Source organism: Promicromonospora sp. NPDC050880, assembly GCF_044456525.1.
Classification (GTDB): Bacteria; Actinomycetota; Actinomycetes; order Actinomycetales; family Cellulomonadaceae; genus Promicromonospora.
In genome coordinates, this window is the sequence record NZ_JBITFV010000004.1 from 328,336 (window position 1) to 352,752 (window position 24,417).

Consider the following 24,417-nt stretch of genomic DNA (forward strand, 5'->3'; position numbering starts at 1 on the left):
GGGCAAGCCGTTCATGAAGGGCACAGCATGAACCCCTACGTACCCGTCCTGATCCTCATGGCGATCGGGGCCGTCCTGGCGCTCGGCGGCGTGGCCGCGAGCGCGATCATCGGCCCCAAGCGGTACAACCGCGCCAAGCTCGACTCGTACGAGTGCGGCATCGAGCCGACGCCGCACGCGGTGGGCGGCGGGCGCCTGCCGATCAAGTACTACCTGGTGGCGATGACATTCATCGTCTTCGACATCGAGGTCGTCTTCCTCTACCCGTGGGCCGTGGACTTCACGACGCTCGCGACGTTCGGGCTGGTGGCGATGCTGGCGTTCCTGGCGCTGATCACCGTGCCGTTCGTCTACGAGTGGCGCCGCGGCGGCTTCGACTGGGTCTGAGACAGCGACTTCACGCGTGGCGCCCCGGGGCGCCACGCGGCGACGCCGGGCGGGGCCCGGCAGCTAAGGAGGGGACATGGGTGTCGAGGAAGCGCCGTCAGGGTTCCTGCTGACGACGATCGAGGACCTCGCGGGCTACCTGCGCAAGGCCTCGGTGTGGCCGGTGACGTTCGGACTGGCCTGCTGCGCCATCGAGATGATGGCCGCCGGTGCGTCGCGGTTCGACCTGTCGCGGTTCGGCATGGAGGTGTTCCGCGCCTCGCCGCGCCAGGCGGACCTGATGATCGTGGCGGGCCGCGTGAGCCAGAAGATGGCCCCGGTGGTGCGTCAGGTGTACGACCAGATGAGCGAGCCCAAGTGGGTGCTCTCCATGGGCGTGTGCGCGTCGTCGGGCGGGATGTTCAACAACTACGCGATCGTGCAGGGCGTGGACCACGTGGTCCCGGTCGACATCTACCTGCCCGGCTGCCCGCCGCGCCCGGAGATGCTGATCAACGCGATCCTCGGGCTGCACGACCACATCCAGAACGCGCCGCTGGGCGTGAACCGGGTCGAGGCCGCACGCGCCGCCGAGGCGGCCGCGATGGAGGCCACGCCGACCTTCGAGATGAAGGGCCTGCTGCGATGAGCGACGTCACGCCGGGCGGCGACCAGGGCTCGGCCCTGACGCCCCCGGAGGGCGCGGCCACCTTCGAGGTGGTCGAGGTCAGGAAGGGCATGTTCGGCGCCCACGGCTCGGGCGACACGTCGGGCTACGGCGGCCTGGTCACCCCCGTCGCGATGCCCGCCGCGTCGCCCCGGCCGTACGGGAGCTGGTTCGACCAGGTGGTCGACGTCCTGGCCGAGGTGCTGGACGACGCCGCGCGGACCGGCGGGCCCACCTTCGACCAGGCGGTCGAGAAGGTGGTCGTCGACCTGCACGGCGCCGCGAGCGCCGACGCACCGCAGGCGGAGCTGACCATCGACGTCGCCCGCGAGCACCTCGTGGCCGTGTGCCAGGCGCTGCGCGACGACCAGGACCTGCGGTTCGAGCTGTCCCTCGGCGTGAGCGGCGTGCACTACCCGCACGACGCCGGCCGTGAGCTGCACGCCGTGTACCACCTCGCCTCGATCACCCACTCGCGCCGGCTCCGCCTGGAGGTCGCGGCCCCGGACGAGGACCCGCACATCCCGTCGACCACGTCGGTGTACCCGGCCAACGACTGGCACGAGCGCGAGACGTACGACTTCTTCGGGATCGTCTTCGACGGCCACCCCGCCCTGACCCGCATCGAGATGCCGGACGACTGGGACGGCCACCCGCAGCGCAAGGACTACCCGCTCGGCGGCATCCCCGTCGAGTACAAGGGCGCCACGGTGCCCCCGCCGGACACGAGGAGGAGCTATTCATGAGCGCTCCCACTGCGACCCCCCACGCCACCCGGCCCGCCGGGAACGAGGACATGTCCTCCACCGTGCGCGCCTTCGAGGCCTACGGCGACGGCGACTGGGACGACATCGCGCGCGAGGCGATCGGCGAGGAGCGGATCGTCGTCAACATGGGTCCCCAGCACCCGTCCACGCACGGCGTGCTGCGCCTGATGCTGGAGATCGACGGCGAGACCGTCACCGAGGCCCGGGCCGGTATCGGCTACCTGCACACGGGCATCGAGAAGAACATGGAGTTCCGGACGTGGACGCAGGGCACCACGTTCTGCACCCGCATGGACTACGTGGCACCCCTGTTCCAGGAGGCCGCCTACTGCCTCGCCGTGGAGAAGCTGCTGGGCATCACCGACGACGTGCCCGAGCGCGCGTCGGTGATCCGGGTGCTCATGATGGAGCTGAACCGCATCTCCTCCCACCTGGTCTGCGTCGGCACCGGCGGCAACGAGATGGGCGCCACCACCGTGATGACCATCGGCTTCACCGCCCGCGAGGAGATCCTGCGCCTGTTCGAGGCCGTCACCGGCCTGCGCATGAACCACGCGTACATCCGCCCCGGCGGCGTGGCCGTGGACACCCCGGAGGGCTTCACCACCCAGGCGCGCGAGGCCCTCAAGAAGGTGCGCGGCTACCTCAAGCAGCTCACCGACCTCATGCTCGCCAACCCCATCTTCAAGGCGCGCCTGACCGACGTCGGCGTGCTCAACCTGTCCGGGTGCATGGCGCTCGCCGTGACCGGCCCGGTGCTGCGGTCCACGGGCCTGCCGTACGACGTCCGCAAGGACAACCCGTACTGCGGCTACGAGACCTACGACTTCGACGTGCCCACCTCGAAGGGCGCCGACTGCTACGACCGCGTGGTGCTCCGCATCGAGGAGTGCTACCAGTCGCTGAAGATCATCGAGCAGGCCCTGGAGCGGCTCGACCGTACCGAGGGCGAGCCCGTCATGGTGGCCGACAAGAAGATCGCCTGGCCCGCCCAGCTCGCCGTCGGCGGCGACGGCCAGGGCAACTCGCTGGAGCACATCAAGAAGATCATGGGCACCTCCATGGAGGCCCTGATCCACCACTTCAAGCTGGTCACCGAGGGCTTCCGCGTCCCCGTCGGCCAGGCCTGGCAGACCGTGGAGCACCCGCGCGGCGAGCTCGGCGTGCACGTCGTGTCCGACGGCGGCACCCGGCCCTACCGCGCGCACTTCCGCGACCCCTCGTTCAACAACCTCCAGGCCACGTCGGTGATGTGCGAGGGCGGCCAGGTGGCCGACGTCGTCGTCGCCGTCGCGTCCCTGGACCCCGTGCTGGGAGGTGTGGACCGATGACGGCCGAGCCCGTGGAGACGCCCACGACGAAGACGCGCTACGACGCCGACACCCTGGCGGGCCTGACCGCCGACGCGACGCAGATCATGGCCCGCTACCCGGACCCCCGGTCCGGCCTGCTGCCGATGCTGCACCTGGTGCAGTCCGTCGACGGGTACGTGAGCCGCGACGGCATCCTGTTCTGCGCCGAGATGCTCGGCATCACCGCCGCCGAGGTCTCCGCCGTCGCGACCTTCTACACCCAGTACAAGCGCCACCCCAACGGCACCTACACCGTGGGCGTGTGCACCAACACCCTGTGCGCGGTCATGGGCGGCGACGCCATCTTCGACGAGCTCAGCGAGCACCTCGGCGTGGGCCACGACGAGACCACGCCCGACGGCGCGATCACGCTGGAGCGCGTCGAGTGCAACGCCGCCTGCGACTACGCGCCCGTCGTGATGGTCAACTGGGAGTTCTTCGACAACCAGACGCCCGAGACGGCGACGGCGCTCGCGGACAAGCTGATCCTGGGCGAGGACGTGGTGCCCACCCGCGGTGCCGCGTCCGTGTGCTCGTTCAAGCAGATGAGCCGGGTCCTGGCCGGGTTCCCCGACGGCCGCGCCGACGAGGGCGTGGGCGCGGGCGCCCCGACGCTCGCGGGGCTCAAGGTCGCCCGCGAGCGCGGCTGGACGGCGCCGGACGCCCCGGCGGCCGACGGCGCGGCGGACGTCCCGGCGGGGCAGACCAGCCCGCCGGTCGGCACCCCGGGGTCGAGCGCGGAGCGCAAGCCCGCCACGCCGTCCGACACCGAGGTCGGCAAGGACAAGAAGCCCGGGGAGGACGCGAAGTGAGCCTGACACCGGTACTGACCGACACCTGGGACAAGGACCGCTCCTGGCGGCTGGCCACGTACGAGAGCAACGGCGGCTACGCCGGCCTCAAGAAGGCCCTGACGATGGAGCCCGGCGCCCTGGTCCAGGCCGTCAAGGACTCCGGGCTGCGCGGCCGTGGCGGCGCGGGCTTCCCCACGGGCATGAAGTGGGGCTTCCTGCCCCCGCCCGACGGCGGCCCGCGGTACCTGGTCGTCAACGCGGACGAGTCCGAGCCGGGCACCTGCAAGGACATCCCGCTCATGCTCGCCAGCCCGCAGCACCTCATCGAGGGCGTGGCGATCACGAGCTTCGCGATCGGCTGCGACCACGCGTTCATCTACGTGCGCGGCGAGGTGCTGCACGTCTACCGGCGGCTGCTGAACGCCGTCGACGAGGCGTACAAGGCGGGCTACCTGGGCAAGAACATCCAGGGCTCGGGCTTCGACCTGGACGTCACGGTGCACGCCGGGGCCGGCGCCTACATCTGCGGCGAGGAGACGGCGCTGCTCGACTCGCTGGAGGGCCTGCGCGGCCAGCCGCGGCTCAAGCCGCCGTTCCCCGCCGTGGCCGGCCTGTACGCGCGGCCCACCGTGGTGAACAACGTGGAGTCCATCGCGTCGGTCCCCGCGATCATCGCGAAGGGAGCCGACTGGTTCTCCTCCATGGGCACCGAGAAGTCGCAGGGGCACGGCCTGTTCTCCCTGTCCGGGCACGTCACCACGCCCGGCCAGTACGAGGCGCCGCTGGGCATCACGCTGCGCGAGCTGCTGGACCTCTCGGGCGGCGTCCGGGCCGGGCACGAGCTCAAGTTCTGGACCCCCGGCGGCTCCTCCACGCCGATCTTCACCGCCGACCACCTGGACACCCCGCTCGACTACGAGTCGGTGGGCGCGGCGGGCTCGATGCTCGGTACGCGCGCGCTGCAGATCTTCGACGAGACCGTGTGCGTGGTCCGTGCGGTGTCCCGGTGGACCGACTTCTACGCGCACGAGTCGTGCGGCAAGTGCACGCCGTGCCGCGAGGGCACCTACTGGCTCAAGCAGGTGCTGCACCGCATCGAGGCCGGCGAGGGGCAGGACGGCGACCTCGAGCTGCTGCTCGACCTGTGCGACAACATCCTCGGCAAGGCGTTCTGCGCCCTCGGTGACGGCGCGGTGTCGCCGATCACGTCGAGCATCCAGCACTTCCGGGACGAGTACCAGGCGCACATCGACGGGCACGGCTGCCCGTTCGACCCGAGCGCGTCGGCCCTGTTCCCGTACACCCCCAAGACTCGGACTCCCGGGGCCCTCGCGGGCGCCGGCGCGGGAGGTCACTGATGACCGTCACCACGAACGACACCAGCACCGAGGCGGCACCGGTCGAGCTGGTCACCTTCACCATCGACGGCACCGAGGTCAGCGTGCCCAAGGGCACGCTGATCATCCGCGCCGCCGAGCAGGCCGGCATCCAGATCCCGCGGTTCTGCGACCACCCGCTCCTGGCGCCCGCGGGCGCCTGCCGGCAGTGCCTCGTCGAGGTCGCCATGCCGGACCGCGAGGGCAACGTGCGGCCCATGCCGAAGCCCCAGGCCTCGTGCACCATGACCGTGGCGCCGGGCATGGTGGTCAAGACGCAGCACACCTCCGCCGTGGCCGACAAGGCGCAGCAGGGGGTCATGGAGCTGCTGCTCATGAACCACCCGCTCGACTGCCCGGTGTGCGACAAGGGCGGCGAGTGCCCCCTGCAGAACCAGGCCATGTCCAACGGCCGCACCGACTCGCGGTTCGTCGACGTCAAGCGCACCTTCCCCAAGCCGATCGCGCTGTCCACGCAGATCCTGCTCGACCGCGAGCGCTGCGTGCTGTGCCAGCGCTGCACGCGGTTCAGCGAGGAGATCGCGGGCGACGCGTTCATCGCCCTGCAGGACCGTGGCGCGCACCAGCAGATCGGCCGGTTCGACGAGGACGTGCTCGGGTTCGCCGGCGCGGAGTCGAGCAACGGCCCCGTGGACCGCCCGGTCGGCGAGGCCGCGACGGACAGCTCGGGGCGGCCCTTCTCGTCGTACTACTCGGGCAACACCGTGCAGATCTGCCCGGTCGGCGCGCTGACCGGTGCGGGCTACCGGTTCCGCTCACGGCCGTTCGACCTCGTCAGCACCGAGAGCATCGCGGAGCACGACTCGAACGGCTCGGCGATCCGCATCGACCACCGCCGCGGCCAGGTGCTGCGCCGGCTGTCGGGCGAGGACCCGGTGGTCAACGAGGAGTGGATCACCGACAAGGACCGCTTCGCCTTCACCTGGCAGAGCGCGCCCGACCGGCTCACCACGCCGCTGGTCCGCGACCGCGCGGCCGACGGCACCCGGGGCGAGCTGCGGCCGGCCTCCTGGGTCGAGGCGCTGGAGGTCGCCGCGGCCGGGCTGACCCGGGCGCGGCAGGCCGGCGGGGTCGGCGTGCTGCCGGGCGGTCGGCTCACCGTCGAGGACGCCTTCGCGTGGTCGCGGTTCGCGCGGACGGCGCTCGGCACCAACGACGTGGACCAGCGGGTCCGCGTGCACTCCGCCGAGGAGGCCGCGTTCCTGGCGCACGCCGTGGCCGGCACCGGTATCGGCGTCACGTTCTCCGACCTGGAGAAGGCGCCCGCGGTGCTGCTGGCCGGTCTGGAGGCCGAGGAGGAGGCGGGCGTCACCTACCTGCGGCTGCGCAAGGCGGCCCGGTCGGGCGCGAAGATCTTCTCCGTGGCCCCGTACGCCACCCGCGGCCTGACACGCCTCGACGGCACGCTGCTGCCGGCGGCGCCGGGCACCGAGACCGACTGGCTGGCCGCGCTGGCTGACGGCGCGTCGGCGTCGGACACCGTGGCCACCACGAGCGCCGCCCTGGCCCAGCCGGGGGCCGTGATCCTCGTGGGCGAGCGCCTGGCGGGCTCGCCGGGTGCGTACGCGGCGGCCCTCCGGCTCGCCGCGGTGACGGGCGCGCGGCTCGCGTGGATCCCGCGTCGCGCGGGCGAGCGCGGCGGCGTCGAGGCGGGGCTGCTGCCCGGCCTGCTGCCGGGCGGCCGCCCGGTCACCGACGCCGCGGCCCGCGCCCAGGTGGCGCAGGCGTGGGGCGCGCAGGTCCCGGCGGAGCCGGGCCGTGACACCTCGGGCATCCTCGCCGCCCTGACGGACGGCACCCTGGGCGGGGCGGTCGTCGGCGGCGTCGAGCTCGCCGACCTGCCCGACCCGGAGGCTGCCCGGGCGGCCCTGGACGCCGTCGCGGCGCGCGGCGGGTTCGTGCTCAGCCTGGAGGTGCGCGCCTCCGAGGTCACCGAGCGGGCCGACGTGGTGCTGCCGGTCGCGCCGCCCGTCGAGCGGGCAGGTTCGTACTGGAACTGGGAGGGCCGGGTGCGGTCCTTCGGCGCGGCGCTCGAGTCGAACGCGCTGCCGGACCACCGCGTGCTGCACGTGCTGGCCCAGCAGCTCGGCGTGGACCTGCAGGCGGCGACGCCGGCCGAGGCCCACCTGTCGATCGCGATGACGCAGCGCGAGGCGTGGTCGGGCGACCGCGTCGCCGCACCGCAGCAGGCGCAGGCGGCGGCCCCCGAGGTGGGGCCGGGCCAGGCGGTGCTCGCCACCTGGCGGCTCCAGCTCGACGCGGGCCGCGGCCAGGACGGCGAGCAGTTCCTCGCGGGCACGGCCAAGCAGCCCGTGGCCCGCCTCTCGGCCGCCACGGCGGAGAGCCTCGGGGTGGCTGACGGCGGCCGCGTCGCCGTCGGCACGTCGCGCGGCACCGTCGAGCTGCCGGTCGTGGTGACCGAGCCGATGGTGGACGGCGTCGTCTGGCTGCCGCTGAACAGCGTGGGCAGCCGCGTGCACGCCACGCTCGGCGCTGCCGCGGGCGACCTGGTCACCGTGTCGGCCGCCTCGGACAACTCGGAAAGGGGTGGGCGATGAGCCCCCTTGTCGTCGCCGCCGCGGCGCCCGGCGTCGCCGCCGACTTCTCGCAGGAGACCATCTGGGCCTCGGTCGTGAAGGCCGTGCTCATCGTGGTCTTCCTGCTGACCAGCGTGCTCTTCGCGATCTGGTTCGAGCGCAAGGTCGTGGCCCGCATGCAGGTGCGGCCGGGCCCCAACTGGCACGGTCCCTTCGGCCTGCTCCAGTCGCTCGCGGACGCCATGAAGCTCCTGCTCAAGGAGGACATGACGGTCACGCGGGCCGACCGGTTCGTGTACCTGCTGGCGCCGATGATCTCGGTGTTCTGCTCGCTGCTCGTCTTCGCCGTCATCCCGTTCGGGCCCAGCCTGCCGTTCCCCTGGACGGACTGGACCACCCCGGCCCAGCTCACGGACTTCCCGGTGGCGGTCCTGTACATCCTGGCCGCCGCGTCGCTCGGCGTGTACGGCATCGTGCTGGGCGGCTGGGCCTCGGGCTCCACCTACCCGCTGCTCGGCTCGGTCCGCTCGACGGCGCAGGTGATCAGCTACGAGCTCGCCATGGGCCTGTCGCTGGTCAGCGTGTTCATCATGGCGGGGTCGATGTCGACGTCGCAGATCGTGTCCAGCCAGACGCAGATCTGGTGGTTCATCCCGCTGGCGCCGGCCTTCGTGATCTACGTGATCTCGATGATCGGCGAGACCAACCGCCTGCCGTTCGACCTCCCCGAGGCCGAGGGCGAGCTGGTCTCCGGCTACATGACCGAGTACTCGTCGATGAAGTTCGCCTGGTTCTTCCTGGCGGAGTACATCAACATGCTCAACGTCTCGGCCGTCTGCGTGACGCTCTTCCTGGGCGGCTGGCGGGCACCGGTGCCCGACGGGTTCCTGGGCGGCGCCCTCAACGAGGGCTGGCTGCCGATCATCTGGTTCCTCGTGAAGCTCTGGGCCGTCATGTTCGTCTTCGTGTGGGTGCGCGGCACGCTGCTGCGCCTGCGCTACGACCAGTTCATGGTGTTCGGCTGGAAGGTGCTCATCCCGGTCGCGCTGGCCTGGGTGGTCGTGCTCGCCGTCGTGCAGTGGCTGCAGCGCGTGCAGGGCGTCACCTACCAGCAGTTCATCCCGGTGATCGTCGGGGCCGCCGTCGTCTTCGTCGCCGTCATGTGGTTCTGGCCCGAGAAGAAGCAGGCGCCCCCCGCGGCCGACGCCGAGAAGGAGACCGTCGACGCGTTCGCCGGCGGCTTCCCGGTGCCCCCGCTGCCCGGCGAGAAGCTGCCCCCGTCCAAGCGGTTCGGAAAGGAGGTCCACGGTGAGTGACTACCAGCCCCTGCGGCCCCAGCCGGGGCCCATCGCGGAGATCTTCGCTCCCGTCGCGGGCTTCGGCGTGACGCTGTCGTCGATGTTCAGGCCCACGGTCACGGAGCAGTACCCGCGCAAGAAGGAGCCGACCCAGCGCCGGTTCCACGGCCGTCACCAGCTCAACCGGTACGCCGACGGGCTGGAGAAGTGCATCGGCTGCGAGCTGTGCGCGTGGGCGTGCCCGGCGGACGCGATCTACGTGGAAGGTGCCTCCAACGCGGACCTGCCCGAGAACGAGGGCCGGCAGGTCAAGGCCGACGACTCCGGCGGGGCCCACATGAGCCCCGGCGAGCGGTACGGGCGCGTCTACCAGATCAACTACCTGCGCTGCATCTTCTGCGGGCTGTGCATCGAGGCGTGCCCCACGCGGGCGCTCACCATGACGAACGACTTCGAGCTGGCCGGCAAGACCCGCGCGGGCATGATCTACGAGAAGCAGGACCTGCTGGCCCCGCTGTCCGAGGGCATGCTCGCGGCGCCGCACCCCATGGTCGAGGGCACCACGGACACCGACTACTACAGCGGTGACGTGCTCGGTCCGACGGCGGCGCAGGTCGCCTGGGTCCGCGAGCAGCGGCCGGACGACGAGACGCTGGACGCCGCCGAGGCCGTGGTCTCGGGCACGGCTCCCGCGCCGACGCCGCGCCAGCACGAGCTGCGTCCGGACGAGGGTCCGGGTGCCGCCGAGCGGTCCGCGGGTGCCGCCGCCGTCGGCTCGGTGCGGGTGCTGGCGAGCGACGCCCGGCCGGACGGCCGCACGGAGGTGACGGCATGACCCCCGCCGGCCTGGAGATCTCGGGCGGCGAGACCGTCCTGTTCTGGGTGATCGCCCCGCTCATGGTGCTCGCCGCACTCGGCCTGCTGTTCGTGCGGCGTGCCGTGCACGCCGCGATGTGCCTCGTGTTCGTCATGGTCAGCATGGCCATCCTGTACATCGCGCAGGAGGCGCCGTTCCTCGGCGTCGTGCAGGTGGTCGTGTACACCGGCGCCGTGATGATGCTGTTCCTGTTCGTGCTGATGCTCGTGGGCGTCGACGCGTCGGACTCGCTCACCGAGACCATCCGCGGGCAGCGCTGGATCGGCCTGCTCATCGGCCTCGGGCTGGCGCTGGTGCTGGCCGGCGTGGTGGGTCGGGCCGCGTTCCCGCCCGCCGTCGGCCTGGCCGGCGGCGACCCGGGCGGCGTCGCCAACCCGCAGGCCCTGGCCCGCGTGCTGTTCGGCGACTACGTGCTGGCCATGGAGGCCGTGGGCGTGCTGCTGGTGACGGCGGCCGTCGGCGCGCTCGTGCTCACGCACCGCCGCCGGCTCACCCCCAAGCAGAACCAGCGGACGGTCGCGGAGGCGCGCGTCAAGGCGCTGCCCGACGGCGTCACGCTCACTCCGCTGCCGTCGCCCGGCGTGTACGCCCGGTCGAACGCGATGGACACGCCCGCGCTGGGCCCCGACGGCGAGCAGGTGCCGCAGTCGGTGTCGCGCGTGCTGCGGATCCGCGGCCAGGAGCGGCCCGCTCCGCACACCGCGGTCGCGCTGGTCGAGGCGCAGGCCGCCGGGGCTCGCGACGCGTCGGACGCCGAGGAGGAGGCCTGATGGACATCACCAACTACGTGGTCCTGGCCGCCGTGCTGTTCGCCATCGGGGCGACGACGGTGCTGCTGCGCCGCAACGCGATCGTGGTGTTCATGGGCGTCGAGCTCATGCTCAACGCCACCAACCTCGCCTTCGTCACCTTCGCCCGGCTGCACGGCGACCTGACCGGTCAGGTGCTCGCGTTCTTCGTCATGGTCGTCGCCGCCGCCGAGGTCGTCGTGGGCCTGGCCATCATCGTGACGATCTTCCGTACCCGCCGTTCGGCCTCGGTCGACGACGTCAACCTCCTGAAGGGCTGAGACGTGAACGACGTGATCGGGCTCGCCCCCTGGCTGGTCGGCTTCCCGCTGATCGGTGCGGCAGTGCTGCTGCTGGGCGGCAGGGCCACCGACCGCTGGGGCCACTGGCTCGGCGTGCTGGCCTCGGCCGCCTCCGCGGTGGTCTGCTTCGTCCTGATGTTCCGCATGATCGGCGTGCCGCCCGAGGAGCGCGCGATCGACCACAGCCTGGGGACGTGGCTGTCCGCGGGCGGGCTGGACGTGGACCTCGGCCTCCGGCTGGACCCCCTGTCCATGACGTTCGTGGTGCTCGTGACCTTCGTGGGCACGCTCATCCACGTGTACTCCGTGGCGTACATGGACCACGACGTCGACCGGCGCCGGTTCTTCGCCTACCTGAACCTCTTCGTCGCGGCCATGCTGACGCTGGTCCTGGCCGACTCCTACCTGCTGCTCTTCGTGGGCTGGGAGGGGGTGGGCGTCGCGTCCTACCTGCTCATCGGGTTCTGGGACACGGGGCGACCCTCGGCCCGAGAGAACGCGGTGGCGGCCAAGAAGGCGTTCGTCATGAACCGCATCGGGGACATGGGGCTCATCGCCGCGATGGCCATCCTGTTCGCGACAGTGGGCAGCGTGAGCTTCGCCGACGTGCTCCCGGCCGCGGGCGGGCTCTCCGAGGCCACCGCGACCGCCGTCGGCCTGTGCCTGCTGCTCGCCGCGTGCGGCAAGTCGGCGCAGTTCCCCCTCCAGGCCTGGCTCGGCGACGCGATGGCCGGCCCGACGCCGGTGTCCGCGCTCATCCACGCCGCCACCATGGTCACCGCGGGCGTCTACCTCATGGTGCGCTCCGGCCCCATCCTGGAGGCGGCCCCGACGGCGCAGCTCGTCGTCGTCATCGTGGGTGCGGTGACCCTGCTGTTCGGTGCCGTGGTCGGTACCGCGAAGGACGACATCAAGAAGGCGCTGGCCGCCTCCACCATGTCGCAGATCGGCTACATGATGCTCGCCGCGGGCCTCGGCCCGGCCGGGTACGCGTTCGCCATCTTCCACCTGCTCACGCACGGCTTCTTCAAGGCGGGGCTGTTCCTCGGCGCCGGCTCGGTGATGCACGCGATGGGCGACCAGACCGACATGCGCCGGTTCGGCGGGCTCTCGCGGTTCCTGCCCATCACGTGGATCACGATGGGCCTGGGCTGGCTCGCGATCCTCGGCATCCCGCCGTTCTCCGGCTTCTGGAGCAAGGACGGGATCATCGAGGCCGCGTTCATCCCGGTCGAGGGGCAGCCGTGGCGGGCCTGGGTGTTCGGCTCGGTGGCGGTGCTCGGCGCAGCGATCACCGCGTTCTACATGACCCGCCTGTTCTTCATGACGTTCGGCGGACGGCGTCCGCGCTGGACCGAGAACCAGCACCCCCACGAGGGCTCGCCGCTCATGTGGTGGCCGCTGGTGTTCCTCGGCGTCGGCTCCGCCGCGCTCGGTCTCGTGCTCGGCATCGGCGGCACGTTCACCACCTGGCTGGAGCCGGTGGTCGGGCACGCCGAGCACCACGAGCCGGTGCTCCCGGTCCCCGTGATCATCACGACCACGCTGGTCGTCGTGGTCCTCGGCGCCCTGCTCGCGTTCCGCATGTACGCGGTGCAGCTCGTTCCCGAGGAGGCGCCGCGCGGCTCCTTCCTCACCCGGGCCGCCCGCCGGGACCTCTACCAGGACGCCGCCAACGAGACCCTCGTGGTGCTGCCGGCGCACGGTGTGGCCCGCCTGGTCCAGGTCGGTGACCGTGACGTGGTCGACCGCGGCTGGGGCGTGCTGCCCCTGGCCGTCTCGTGGTTCGGCGCGGTGTTCCGCAAGGCGCAGACCGGGTACGTCCGCTCGTACGCCGCGGGCATGGCGGGCGGTGTCCTCGTGATCGCCGCCGTTGCGTGGCTCGTGGCTGGCCTGGGCGGTGCCCAGTGATCGGAGGAGAGATGTTTCCCTGGCTGACCGTGCTCATCGCATGGCCGCTGGTCGGCGCCGCCGTCGTGGGCCTGAGCGGCCTGGTGCGACGGCGCACCGGGCCCGCGGGCTCCGGGGTGGGCCTCGCCCGGCCGCTCGCGCTGCTGTTCTCGCTGGTCGAGGTGGTCCTGCTCGTCGGCGCGTTCCTCGCGTTCGACACGGGCGCGTCGGCCGAGCACCAGCTTGCCGAGACCCACCCGTGGATCGGTCAGATCGGCGTCTCCTACGCGGTGGCCGTCGACGGCGTCGGCCTGCTGCTCGTGGCGCTGGCCGTGGTGCTGGTGCCGCTGGTGCTGCTGGCCGCCTGGACGGAGCAGGGGCGCGACGAGGTGCGGCTGCGCCGGTTCGTCGGCCTGGTGCTGCTGCTCCAGGCCTTCATGGTCGCCGTCTTCGCCGCGCGGGACGTGTTCCTGTTCTACGTGCTGTTCGAGGCGATGCTCATCCCGGCGTACTTCCTCATCGGCGGGTTCGGGCAGGGCGCCGGACGGCGCCGGGCCGCCGTCAAGTTCCTCATGTTCAGCCTGGGCGGCGGGCTGATCATGCTCGCCGCGGTCATCGTGCTGTACTTCCTCGCGGTCGGCGCGGGCGTGGACCCGAGCCGGGCGTTCCTCGTGGACGAGCTCGTCGCCGTGGACCTGGGCACCACCGCCGAGCGGCTGATGTTCGTCGGGTTCTTCATCGCCTTCGCGATCAAGGCCCCCATGGTCCCGGTGCACAGCTGGCTGCCCGACGTCGCGGGGAACGCCACCCCCGGCACGTCCACCCTGCTGATCTGCGTGCTGGACAAGGTGGGCACCTTCGGGATGCTGACCCTGTGCCTCCCGCTGTTCCCGGAGGCGTCCCGCTGGGCGGCGCCGTTCGTCATCGCCCTCGCGGTGATCTCGGTGCTGTACGGCGCGATCATGGCGATCATGCAGACCGACCTGCTGCGGCTCGTCGGCTGGACCTCGGTGAGCCACTTCGGCTTCATCATCCTGGGCATCTTCACGTTCACGGAGCTGGGTACCGCCGGGTCGAGCTTCATGATGCTCAACCACGGCCTGGCCACCGGCGCGCTGTTCCTGGTGGCCGGGTTCCTCGTATCCCGGCACCCGGAGAAGTCGCAGAAGATCTCGGCCTACAGCGGGCTGCGGTCGGTCACCCCGGTGCTCGCCGGCACGTTCCTCGTGGCGGGTCTCGCGACGCTCTCGCTGCCCGGCCTGGCCACCTTCGTCAGCGAGATCATGGTGCTGATCGGCGCGTTCGGCGGCACGCCCGCCGGCTCGGCGGCCTGGGCCGTCGTGGCGATCCCCGGCGTGGTGCTCGCGGCGGTCTACGTGCTGCTGACCTACCAGAAGATCTTCACGGGAAAGCCGGCCGCAGGGCTGGAAACCCTGCCCGACCTGCGGGTGCGTGAGCGCGTCGTCGCGGCACCGCTCGTGGCCGGCCTCCTGGTGCTCGGCCTGGTGCCGAGCCTTGCCCTGACCTACGTGGACGCGCCCGCCGAGCAGTCGGTGGCCGTCACGGCGGTCGACGAACCGGCGGACGCCGCCGCGCAGACGGGGAGCGACAAGTGACCACCTTCGTGCCGCCCGAGATCGACTGGCTCGCCCTCGCACCGCTGGTCGTGGTGCTCGGCGCGGGCATCGTCGGCGTGCTCGTCGAGGCGTTCGTGCCCGCCCGGGCCCGTCGCTCGACCCAGATCGTGCTGACGCTCGCCGCGCTGGCCGGCGGCTTCGCGTTCGTCGCGGTGCTGTGGCCTCAGATCGTGGCGCAGCCCGTGCAGGTCGTGGGCGGCAGCGTGACGCTCACGCCGTTCGCGCTCGGTGCGCAGGGCATCGTCGTGCTGCTCGCGTTCCTGGGCGTGCTCGTCGTGGCCGACCGCACCAGCAGCGGGCAGGACGCCTTCGCCCCCGCGGCCTCCGCCGTGCCCGGCACCTCCTACGAGGACCTTGCCCGGCGCTCGGGCCTGGAGCAGACCGAGATCTACCCGCTGCTGCTGTTCGCGGCCGGCGGCATGATGCTCTTCGCCTCGACGGACGACCTGATCGTCATGTTCATCGCCCTGGAGGTGCTGTCGCTGCCGCTGTACGTGCTGTGCGCCACGGCGCGCCGGCGTCGGCTCCTGTCGCAGGAGGCCGCCGCGAAGTACTTCCTGCTGGGCGCGTTCGCCTCGGCGCTGTTCATCTTCGGCGTCGCCCTGATCTACGGGTTCGCCGGCACGGTGCGCCTGCTGGAGATCGCCCAGCAGGTGCAGCAGGGCGGCCTGCCCCTGGAGGGCATGACCGGGCTGCTGGTGGCCGGCGTGCTGCTCGTCGTCGTGGGCCTGCTGTTCAAGGTGGGTGCGGTGCCGTTCCACGCCTGGACGCCCGACGTCTACACGGGTGCGCCCACGCCGATCACCGGGTTCATGGCGGCCTGCACCAAGGTGGCGGCGGTCGCGGCGCTGGTCGAGGTGCTGTACCGCATCTCGATCGGGGTGCAGGCGGTGCACCCGGAGACCATGCGGCAGCTCCAGGTGGTCATCGTCGTGGTCGCGGTGCTGACCATGGCGGTCGGCACCGTGATCGGTTCCGTCCAGTCCGACGTCAAGCGGCTGCTGGCCTACTCCTCGATCGCGCACGCCGGGTTCCTGCTCGTGGGCATCGCGGGCTTCAACGCCCAGGTGCAGTCGTCCACGCTGTTCTACCTGCTGGCCTACGGCATCGCCACGATCGGCGCGTTCGGCGTGGTCACCCTGGTGCGGGAGCGCCGGGTCGTGTCCGGCGCGGGCGAGGCGAACGGCCCGGTGGGGGACGACGGCGTGGTGCTGGGCGAGGCCACGGAGATCGCGCAGTGGGCCGGGCTGGGTCGCAAGGCCCCGTGGCTGACCGCCGCGTTCGCGCTGTTCCTGCTGTCCATGGCCGGCATCCCGCTGACCGCCGGGTTCATCGCCAAGTTCGGCGCGTTCACCGGGGCGACGACGGGTGGCCTGTGGTGGCTCGCGGTGCTCGGCGTGCTCGCGTCGGTGGTGGCGGTCGCGTTCTACCTGCGGCTGCTCGTGGTCATGGTCTTCCAGAAGGCGGACGACGAGACCGTGCCCGAACAGGTGCCGGACGCGGAGGACGTCGCGACGTCGGCTCCGGCCCAGGGCGGCGCCGCCACCGCGACACTGGCCACGCCGCAGGTCACGGCCGCGCAGCGCGTCGTGGTGACCGTGGTGCGGTCCCGCGGACCGGCCGCCGTGGCCATCGCCGTGTGCGCGATCGCCACGGTGATTCTCGGCGTCTTCCCGTCCCCGGTTCTCTCTCTGGTGGAACAGGCAAGTAAGTTCGTGCCGTGACCTCCGCACCGCTGCCGCCCCAGACGACGTCGGGCACCCCCGCGACGCCTCCTCCGGCCGCCTCGTCGAACCCGCCCGACCCGACCGCGCTCGGCCTGCCGATCACCGACCCCGAGCTGGCGTCGCGCCTCGCGGACCGGCTCACGGTGGTCGACGAGGCGCTCCTGGAGGCCGTCGCCAGTGCGGACAAGCTGGCCGACGGCGCCTCCCGGCACCTCATCGACGCGGGCGGCAAGCGGTTCCGGCCGCTGCTGACCCTGCTGACGGGGGAGCTCGGCGACGGCGCCGCCCCCGGCGTCGTCGGCGCGGCGGTGGTCGTGGAGCTGACCCAGGTGGCCTCGCTGTACCACGACGACGTCATGGACTCCGCGCCCGTGCGGCGCGGGGCCCCGGCGGTGCACATGGTGTGGGGCAACTCGGTGGCGATCCTCGTGGGCGACATGCTGTTCGCCCGGGCGTCGGCCCGGGTGGCGGAGCTCGGGCCGGAGGCGGTGATCCTGCAGTCCCGGACCTTCGAGCGGATGTGCCTGGGCCAGCTCCACGAGACCATGGGCCCGGACGACGGCACGGACCGGGTGGAGCACTACCTCCAGGTCCTGTCGGACAAGACGGCGTCGCTGCTCTCGGCGTCGGCCCGGCTGGGCGCGATGATGGCGGGGGCACCGGCCGAGCACGTGGAGGCCGTGGGCGCCTACGGCGAGAAGGTGGGCGTCGCCTTCCAGCTCGCCGACGACGTGCTCGACGTCGCGTCGTCGGGCGCGACCTCGGGCAAGACGCCCGGGACGGACCTGCGCGAGCACGTGCCGACCATGCCGGTGCTGCTGCTGCGCCAGCGCGTCGAGTCCGACGAGGCCACCGACGAGGACCGGGACCTGCTCGCAGCGCTCGACGGCGACCTGTCCTCCGACGAGGCGCTGTCCGCCGTCGTGGAGCGGCTCCGGGCGCACGCGGTGCTCGCCGAGACGCGGGAGCTCGCGGTGCGCTGGGCGCGCGCGGCGGCCGCCGAGCTGGCGCCGCTGCCGGACGGCCCGGTGAAGGAGTCCCTGGAGCAGTTCGCGCAGGTGCTGGCGGACCGGGCGGTGTGAGTCCGCCGGCGTCTGCTCAGACGCCGGTGACCAGGCGGACTCCGTCGGCCACCTTCGCGAGGAGGTACTCCGGGACGCGGCCGACCGGGTAGGGCTCGAGAAACTCTCGGCTGACGGGCCCGATCTGCGAGACGACGGCCACGGAGTCCTTGTCGAGCCCGGAGGCGGCCTCCGGGATGAGGGCGTTGCCGGGGAAAGCCTCCAGTCTCAGGTTGGACGTGAGCGGTACGACGATCACGGTGTTGATGTCGGTTGCCAGCAGCCAGTCCTCCTGGAGCACCAGGGCGGGGCGGACCTTGGCCGGCTCACCCCCGCGCGGTTGGCCGAAGTCCACCCAGACGACGTCACCCCGAGCGATCACCATTCCTCGTCCGGTGTCATCCGGTGCTCGGACTCCGCGAGGAAGAGGCCGTCCTCCGCGGGCTGGCCGGCCGCAGCGAGCGCGGCGTTCGCCAGCCGGGTCAGCTCGCTGGTGCCCTCGAGCTGGTCGGCCAGGTGTTCCGCAGCACGGCGATAGAACTCTGAACGGTTCATCCCGTGCCGGGACGCGACTCGTTCGAACCGATGGAAGTCCCTGTCCGGGACGGAGATGGCTGTCTTCATGGTGTCGAGTATAACCAGTCATACCACCTCCTGGCCAGGGTCGCCGACCTGCTGGCCCGCTATCAGATGGCCGACGTCGCGACCAGTCTTGTTCGGAGGTCTTGAAACGGGGGCCTCCCGCACCGCGAGAGCCCGGGGCGCTGACTAAGATCCGACCTGGCGAGAGGGCGGTTGGTGGAGGCCGAGGTCGAGGAGCGGTTCCGGGTCACACCCGGCTTCGTGGTGTCCTGGCTCCTGGTCGCCCTGTTCGTCGGCACGCTGGTCGCCCTGGCGTTCGCGCAGGACGGCGAGGCCACCGCCGAGCTCGAGCTCGACGACTCCGGCGTCTGGGTCACGCAGACCGAGTCGGGCCGGCTGGGCCGGTTCAACGACGAGGCGCACGCCCTGGACAGCACGCTGCTCGCCGGCTCCTCCACGTTCGACGTCCAGCAGGACGAGTACCGGGTGCTGATGACCGACGACGGCGAGTCGACCGCCAGCCCCGTCGACCCCGCCCAGCTCGTCCTCGCCGGCCCCGTCCGGGCCCCGCGTGGCGCGCTGTTCGCGTCCGGCGGGCGTACCACCGCGATCCTCGACCCCGAGGACGGACGCCTGTGGGTGCTGCCGTTCGACGGGGTCACCGCCTTCGACGAGGAGGCGCTGGAACCGGTGGCGGAGGTGGGCCCGGGCGGGCGGCTCGCCGTGGCGACCGACGGGACGGTCTTCGTCGCCGTCGCGCGGGCGGGGACCCTGTACCGCGTCACGACGGGCACGCAGGGCGGGCCCGACGAGGTGAGCGAGAGCGACCTGCCCGTCCAGGAGGACGCCGAGCTGGAGGTCACGGCGGTCGGGGCCGACCCCGTGGTGCTGGACCGGACCGCCTCGGCGCTGGTGCTGCCCGACGGCGACGTCGTGGACCTGACCGGAGGAGCCGAGGCGCGGCTGCAGCAGCCGTCCGAGGAGGCCCGGTCCGTCGTGGTCGGTACGACGACCGGGCTGGTCGCGCAGCCGCTCGGCGGCGGTGAGTCGACGACCCGGGTGGCCGAGGGCGTCCCGGCGGCTCCTGTCCAGGTGGGGGCGTGCACGTTCGGGGCGTGGTCGGGCAGCGGGCAGGTGGTACGGGACTGCCCGGGGACGGACCGGGACGTGGACGAGTACCTCGAGGGCGCCGACGGCGAGCTCGCCTACCGGGTCAACCGCGAGGTCGTGGTCCTGAACGACGTCGCCGACGGCACCCTGTGGATGGCCGCCGAGGACTTCGAGACGGTGGACGACTGGGACCTGACGATGCCCGAGGACGCCGTGGGCGAGCAGACCGAGACCGAGTCGACCACGCCGGAGCTGGTGGACCAGGTGGTGGCCGAGCGGGACCGCCCCAACCGGGCACCGATCCCGCAGGACGACGACCTCGGCGTGCGCGCCGGGCGCACCACGGTGCTGAACGTGCTGGGCAACGACACCGACCCCGACGGCGACGTGATGACCGTGTCCGTGGACCGGCAGCCCGCGGAGGCGAGCGGCGTCACGGTGCACCGGGTGCTGGACGGCCTGGCGCTCCAGGCGGACGTGCCGCCGGAGGCGTCCGGCTCGGTGACCTTCACGTACACGGTCGACGACGGGCGGGGCGGCACCGCGGACGCCGACGTGCGCGTGCGCGTCGTCGCGCCCGACGAGAACACGGCCCCGGAGCCCGACGGGGAGCCGGTGCTCCGCGTGGCGCAGGGCGGGTCGGCGGACATCAAGGTGCTGCCCTTCTGGCGCGACCCCGACGGTGACGACCTGGTGCTGTCCAGCGCCGCCACCGGTGACCCCGCCGACGAGACCCGGTTCCGCCCCGACGGCACCGTGGAGTTCCACGACGGCGGCGGCACGGTGGGCCGCAAGGTCGTGGACCTCACGGTGAGCGACAGCACCGGCGAGGTGGGGCAGGGGCGGCTGCTGGTCGACGTCGTCGCGTCCCAGGAGCCGCCGGTCGCGGTAGGGGACCACGTGGCCGTCCCGGCGGGGCAGCCCGTGACGGTGTACCCGCTGGCCAACGACACCGACCCGAACGGTGACCGGCTCCGGCTGGTCGACGTCGGCGAGCAGGCCCCGGCCACGATCACGCCGAACTTCGCGGCCGGGTCGTTCCGGTTCGTCTCCGACGAGCCCGGGAGCTACGACCTGACCTACCAGGTCAGCGACGGTCCGGCCGCGGTCCTCGGGCTGGTCCGCGTGGACGTGCTGCCGCCGCCGGACGACGACGGTGCGCCCGTCACGGTGACCGACACGGTGCTGCTGCCGGCGGGCGGGTCCGCTCTCGTGGACGTGCTGGCGAACGACACAGACCCGGCCGGCGGGGTGCTCGTGGTGCAGTCCGTGACGATGCCCGACGGCGCCCCGGTCACCGCCGCGGTGCTCGACCACCACGTGCTCCGCGTCGCCGAGGCCACGCGCCCCGAGGGGCCCGTCACCCTGGAGTACACGGTGGCGAACGGCTCCGGGACCGCCGTCGGGCAGGTGCGGGTGGTCCCGGTGCCGGCGGTGACGACCCAGCGGCCGCCGAAGGCGGAGCCGGACGAGGCGACGGTGCACGCGGGCGACGTGGTCACCGTCCCGGTGCTGCGGAACGACTCCCACCCGGACGGGCTGGAGCTCACGCTCGCCGAGGAGCTGGTGGAGCACCCGGAGGCAGGGGAGGCGTTCGTCTCCGAGGACACCGTGCGGTTCAAGGCGGACCCGGGGCAGAGCGGCACGGTGCACCTCGTCTACGAGGTCGCCGACTCCTCCGGGCAGCAGGACTCCGCCCAGGTCACGGTGACGGTGGTGGACGACGACGACGAGAACGCCCCGCCGCAGCCGCCCGAGGTCACGGCACGCGTGCTGTCCGGGGCGACCACGCGCATCGCCCTGCCGCTGGACGGCAGCGACCCCGACGGCGACCACGTGCGGCTGGACGCCGTCGCGTCGGCGCCCGCCCGGGGCACGGCCGACATCGTGGACGGCCACCTGGAGTACGAGGCGGCGAGGTCCGCGACGGGCGCGGACGAGTTCACCTACTCGGTCTCGGACACGCGTGGTGAGACGGCGATCGGCACCGTGCGCGTCGGCGTGGCGGCTCCGCCGCAGGTCAACCAGGCTCCGCTGGCCGTGGACGACGAGGTGTCGGTACGGCCGGGCCGCACCGTCGGCATCGACGCGCTGGCCAACGACTCCGACCCGAACGGCGACCAGGTGGGCCTGGTGCCGCGGTCGTTCGAGGGCGCGCCCGACCTGGACCCGGAGGTCGCGGACGACCTCGTCGTGGTCACCGCGCCCGACGACGAGGGCACGCACACCTTCTACTACGGCATCGAGGACTCGTTCGCGGCGCGGGCCACGGGCGCGATCACCGTGGACGTGTCCCGGGACGCACCGCTGCTCCGCCCGGTCGCGCGGGACGACGTCGTCGCGCCGGAGGACGTCACGTCCGACACGGTGACCGTGGACGTCACGGGCAACGATCTGGACCCCGACGGGCTCGCGGCGGACCTGGAGGTGTCGCTGCCCGCGCCGGGCGGGCAGGAGCCGGGCGGGCCCACGGTGTCCGCCGACGGCGAGGTCGTGGTGCCGCTCACCGCCGAGCCCCAGGTGATCACCTACGAGGTCACCGATCTCGACGGCCTGGCCGCCAGGGCGTTCCTGCGCGTGCCGCGCGACGGCACGCTCCCGCGCCTGCGCGACGGTCTGGAGCCGATCGAGGTGACGGCGGGCGAGCCCGCCGAGCTGGACCTCGCCGACCACGTGGTGGTGGCCGAGGGCCGCACGCCGCGGCTCACCGACGAGTCCGGGGTGGCGGCGACCGAGGGCGTCCACGAGGTCACGGGGCCCGCTCAGATCACCTACACGGCGCACCGGGACTACTCCGGCCGGGCGGCCGTCACCTTCGAGGTGACCGACGGCGACGGCGTCGACGACCCGGACGGCCACCGTGCCGTGCTCGCCCTGCCGCTCCTCGTGCTGCCGGGTGCGAACGAGCCGCCCGAGATCAGGGGCACGCCCCGGGTGGAGGCGGCCGCGGGCGAGGAGACGGCGCTCGACCTGTCGCGGTTCGTCACGGATCCCGACGGCGACCCGTTCACCGTGACGGTGACGGGTCGCGCGGAAGGGCTCAGCGTCGCCACCCAGGGAACGACCGTGCTGGTCACCGCGGCTCCGGACCTCCCGAAGGGGACGAGCGCGTCCGTCGGCCTGACGGTGTCGGACGGCAACCACCCGCCCGTGGCGGGACAGCTCGGCATCACCGTGGTGGCCTCGACCCGCCCGCTCGCCCGCGCCACCACCGACGAGGTGCCGGACGCGCACCAGGGCGAGCCGGTGACGGTGGACGTGCTCGCCAACGACGTCAACCCGTTCCCCGAGGAGCCGCTCCGGCTCGTCTCGGCGCGGCTGGAGTCCGGCCGGGGCACGGTCGAGACGGCCGGCGACCGCGTGCGCGTCACGCCGCCCGCCGACTTCCACGGCGTCACGGTCGTGCGGTACCGGGTCGCGGACGCGACGGGTGACCCGACCCGCGAGGTCGAGGGCGTCGCCCGGGTGACCGTGCTCGGTGTGCCGGAGACGCCGCGGCCGCCGAAGGTGGCGGAGGTGCGCTCCGAGACGGTGGTGCTGAGCTGGGACCCGCCGCCGGACAACGGCGCGCGGATCACCGAGTACCGCGTGCGGTCGAGCGCGGGCCGGGTGACCACGTGCCCCACGACGACCTGCACGGTCACCGGGCTGACCAACGACCAGCTCTACACGTTCACCGTAGCGGCGCGGAACGAGGTGGGTACCTCCGGGACCTCGGGCCCGTCCGAGGAGGCGCGGCCCGACGAGAAGCCCGACCCGCCCGCTCCGCCGGCGCTGCGGTTCGGCGACCGGCAGCTCACCGTGACCTGGGCGAACCGGTCGTACACCGACCGGTCGCCCATCGAGTGCGTGAACCTGGAGATCAGCCCGGCGCCGCCGTCGGGCCGGATCCAGAAGACGTGCCTGGACGGCACGAGCACGGTGTGGGAGGGCCTGGCGAACGGCACCGCCTACACGGTGCGGGTCCAGGCCCGGAACGCCGCACCCGACCCGTCGGAGTGGTCGGACCCGTCGGCGCCGGTGACCCCCGCGGCACCGCCCGACCGCCCCGCGGCACCGCGCGCGACACGGGTGGACACCGCCGTGGGCGGGCAGGTCACGGTGCGCTGGACGGCGCCGGCCACCAACGGTGCCCCCGTCGAGGCCTATCACCTGGGCGTCTACCAGGACGGGTCGTTGAAGCGCACCCTGCCCGTGGCGGGCACGTCGCAGAAGCTCCAGGGCCTCGACCAGGAGTCGGCCTACGAGTTCACGGTGGCCGCGGAGAACAAGGCGGGGACGTCGCCCGCGAGCGTGCGGTCCGCCGCGCTGGAGCCGTACGGCGTCCCGGCGGTGCCCGGCACCCCGAGGGCCGCGCTGATCAGCGGGGACACCAACGGCAAGGCCAGGATCACCTGGGGCGAGATCACCGAGTTCCGGGGCAAGGAGCCGTACTACCAGGTCCGGGCGAACGGCTCCGCGGTGAAGGACGTGGCGGGCTCCCCGACCGACTTCACGCACCTGGCGAACGGGCAGGACCACACGTTCGAGGTCCGCGCGTGCAACGCCTACACGTGCTCGGCCTGGACGGCGCGCTCGAACTCCGTCAACCCGTACACCGTGCCCGGCGCGCCGCCGATCGACTGGTTCGAGGACCTGGGGGACGACGGCAACTTCCGGATCTGGGCGGCGGAGAGCAACGGCGGGCGCCGGATCGACCGCATCGAGTTCCAGCTCGGCGGCGACACGACGCGCGAGGGCGTGCGGGAGAACCTCTCCGACGCCTGGCAGAACGGTGACCACTTCTACCAGGTGAACGTGCCCACGGGACCGGACAAGACGTACACGATGCGCGCGCGGCTGTGCAACGACGCCGGGTGCGGTGCGTGGGCCCGCAAGACGGGCAGCACGGGCGGTTCGGAGAGCGACCGGCAGCTGACGACCTACAAGGGCGCGAGCGCCGTGGGCTTCACCAACGACGACGGCACCACCTGCACCCGGTCCACGTGCGCCTACCTCGGCCTGCGCCTGCGCAACGCCGAGCCGAACTTCGACTTCGGCGCCGCGTGCTCCGCGGAGGGCGAGAGGTTCGCCCCGGCTCCGGGCGGCAACCTCGCCTTCGAGACCACCCGCGACGGCCGGAGGTTCCGGACCGACGCGGACGGGAACTTCACCGGCGAGCTGCCGTGCGCGTGGGGCACCCCTGGCGCCGAGGTCTACGTCTACTCGTACAACTGGGGCAGGGCGACATCCGTGACGTGGTGAAACGGGCGGTGTCCCCGTTTC

General features: G+C 72.6%; 18 protein-coding genes. 16 read left to right on the forward strand and 2 right to left on the reverse strand.

The window, feature by feature from the left end:
* Positions 1 to 27: 27 nt before the first annotated feature.
* The 15 genes from ACIBBF_RS10555 to ACIBBF_RS10625 all read left to right on the forward strand — a co-directional run bounded on the left by ACIBBF_RS10555 (position 28) and on the right by ACIBBF_RS10625 (position 17,481).
* Positions 28 to 387, forward strand: coding sequence for an NADH-quinone oxidoreductase subunit A (locus ACIBBF_RS10555; protein WP_397413033.1), 360 nt, complete (start codon positions 28 to 30; stop codon positions 385 to 387).
* Between the two features lie 76 nt (positions 388 to 463).
* Positions 464 to 1,015, forward strand: a complete 552-nt coding sequence (locus tag ACIBBF_RS10560) for an NADH-quinone oxidoreductase subunit B family protein (RefSeq protein ID WP_020016037.1) — start codon at positions 464 to 466, stop codon at positions 1,013 to 1,015.
* Positions 1,012 to 1,779, forward strand: coding sequence for an NADH-quinone oxidoreductase subunit C (locus ACIBBF_RS10565; protein WP_397413034.1), 768 nt, complete (start codon positions 1,012 to 1,014; stop codon positions 1,777 to 1,779). Before ACIBBF_RS10560 ends, ACIBBF_RS10565 begins: the two co-directional genes overlap by 4 nt.
* The gene (locus ACIBBF_RS10570; protein WP_397413035.1) at positions 1,776 to 3,131 is read left to right on the forward strand and encodes an NADH-quinone oxidoreductase subunit D; all 1,356 of its coding nucleotides are present in this window, start codon (positions 1,776 to 1,778) and stop codon (positions 3,129 to 3,131) included. The genes ACIBBF_RS10565 and ACIBBF_RS10570 overlap by 4 nt, the downstream gene beginning before the upstream one ends.
* Positions 3,128 to 3,964 (forward strand): NADH-quinone oxidoreductase subunit NuoE, encoded by an 837-nt coding sequence (nuoE, locus tag ACIBBF_RS10575; protein ID WP_397413036.1) that lies wholly within the window; start codon positions 3,128 to 3,130, stop codon positions 3,962 to 3,964. The genes ACIBBF_RS10570 and nuoE overlap by 4 nt, the downstream gene beginning before the upstream one ends.
* Positions 3,961 to 5,304, forward strand: coding sequence for an NADH-quinone oxidoreductase subunit NuoF (gene nuoF / locus ACIBBF_RS10580; RefSeq protein WP_397413037.1), 1,344 nt, complete (start codon positions 3,961 to 3,963; stop codon positions 5,302 to 5,304). The genes nuoE and nuoF overlap by 4 nt, the downstream gene beginning before the upstream one ends.
* Complete coding sequence (locus tag ACIBBF_RS10585) at positions 5,304 to 7,901, forward strand: NADH-quinone oxidoreductase subunit G (protein ID WP_397413038.1); 2,598 nt, start codon at positions 5,304 to 5,306, stop codon at positions 7,899 to 7,901. Before nuoF ends, ACIBBF_RS10585 begins: the two co-directional genes overlap by 1 nt.
* The gene (nuoH, locus tag ACIBBF_RS10590; RefSeq protein WP_397413039.1) at positions 7,898 to 9,196 is read left to right on the forward strand and encodes an NADH-quinone oxidoreductase subunit NuoH; all 1,299 of its coding nucleotides are present in this window, start codon (positions 7,898 to 7,900) and stop codon (positions 9,194 to 9,196) included. The genes ACIBBF_RS10585 and nuoH overlap by 4 nt, the downstream gene beginning before the upstream one ends.
* The gene (gene nuoI, locus ACIBBF_RS10595) at positions 9,189 to 10,013 is read left to right on the forward strand and encodes an NADH-quinone oxidoreductase subunit NuoI (RefSeq protein ID WP_397413040.1); all 825 of its coding nucleotides are present in this window, start codon (positions 9,189 to 9,191) and stop codon (positions 10,011 to 10,013) included. The genes nuoH and nuoI overlap by 8 nt, the downstream gene beginning before the upstream one ends.
* The gene (locus tag ACIBBF_RS10600; protein WP_397413041.1) at positions 10,010 to 10,825 is read left to right on the forward strand and encodes an NADH-quinone oxidoreductase subunit J; all 816 of its coding nucleotides are present in this window, start codon (positions 10,010 to 10,012) and stop codon (positions 10,823 to 10,825) included. Before nuoI ends, ACIBBF_RS10600 begins: the two co-directional genes overlap by 4 nt.
* Positions 10,825 to 11,124: an NADH-quinone oxidoreductase subunit NuoK gene (gene nuoK, locus ACIBBF_RS10605; RefSeq protein WP_116673522.1), complete on the forward strand. Its 300-nt coding sequence runs from the start codon at positions 10,825 to 10,827 to the stop codon at positions 11,122 to 11,124. Before ACIBBF_RS10600 ends, nuoK begins: the two co-directional genes overlap by 1 nt.
* A gap of 12 nt (positions 11,125 to 11,136) precedes the next feature.
* Complete coding sequence (gene nuoL / locus ACIBBF_RS10610; RefSeq protein WP_397413060.1) at positions 11,137 to 13,056, forward strand: NADH-quinone oxidoreductase subunit L; 1,920 nt, start codon at positions 11,137 to 11,139, stop codon at positions 13,054 to 13,056.
* Positions 13,057 to 13,067: 11 nt separating this feature from the next.
* Positions 13,068 to 14,651: an NADH-quinone oxidoreductase subunit M gene (locus ACIBBF_RS10615; RefSeq protein WP_397413042.1), complete on the forward strand. Its 1,584-nt coding sequence runs from the start codon at positions 13,068 to 13,070 to the stop codon at positions 14,649 to 14,651.
* Complete coding sequence (gene nuoN / locus ACIBBF_RS10620; protein ID WP_397413043.1) at positions 14,648 to 16,396, forward strand: NADH-quinone oxidoreductase subunit NuoN; 1,749 nt, start codon at positions 14,648 to 14,650, stop codon at positions 16,394 to 16,396. Before ACIBBF_RS10615 ends, nuoN begins: the two co-directional genes overlap by 4 nt.
* On the forward strand, positions 16,393 to 17,481 hold the full coding sequence (locus ACIBBF_RS10625; RefSeq protein WP_397413044.1) for a polyprenyl synthetase family protein: 1,089 nt from the start codon (positions 16,393 to 16,395) through the stop codon (positions 17,479 to 17,481). Before nuoN ends, ACIBBF_RS10625 begins: the two co-directional genes overlap by 4 nt.
* A 16-nt stretch (positions 17,482 to 17,497) precedes the next feature.
* Here ACIBBF_RS10625 and ACIBBF_RS10630 read toward each other — a convergent pair whose 3' ends face one another.
* Together ACIBBF_RS10630 and ACIBBF_RS10635 are read right to left on the reverse strand one after the other, a co-directional pair.
* Positions 17,498 to 17,845, reverse strand: a complete 348-nt coding sequence (locus ACIBBF_RS10630; RefSeq protein ID WP_397413045.1) for a type II toxin-antitoxin system PemK/MazF family toxin — start codon at positions 17,843 to 17,845, stop codon at positions 17,498 to 17,500.
* Positions 17,839 to 18,084, reverse strand: coding sequence for a CopG family transcriptional regulator (locus ACIBBF_RS10635; protein WP_397413046.1), 246 nt, complete (start codon positions 18,082 to 18,084; stop codon positions 17,839 to 17,841). Before ACIBBF_RS10635 ends, ACIBBF_RS10630 begins: the two co-directional genes overlap by 7 nt.
* Positions 18,085 to 18,258: 174 nt before the next feature.
* Here ACIBBF_RS10635 and ACIBBF_RS10640 point away from each other — a divergent pair, with 174 nt between their 5' ends.
* On the forward strand, positions 18,259 to 24,396 hold the full coding sequence (locus ACIBBF_RS10640) for an Ig-like domain-containing protein (RefSeq protein WP_397413047.1): 6,138 nt from the start codon (positions 18,259 to 18,261) through the stop codon (positions 24,394 to 24,396).
* Positions 24,397 to 24,417 lie beyond the last annotated feature (21 nt).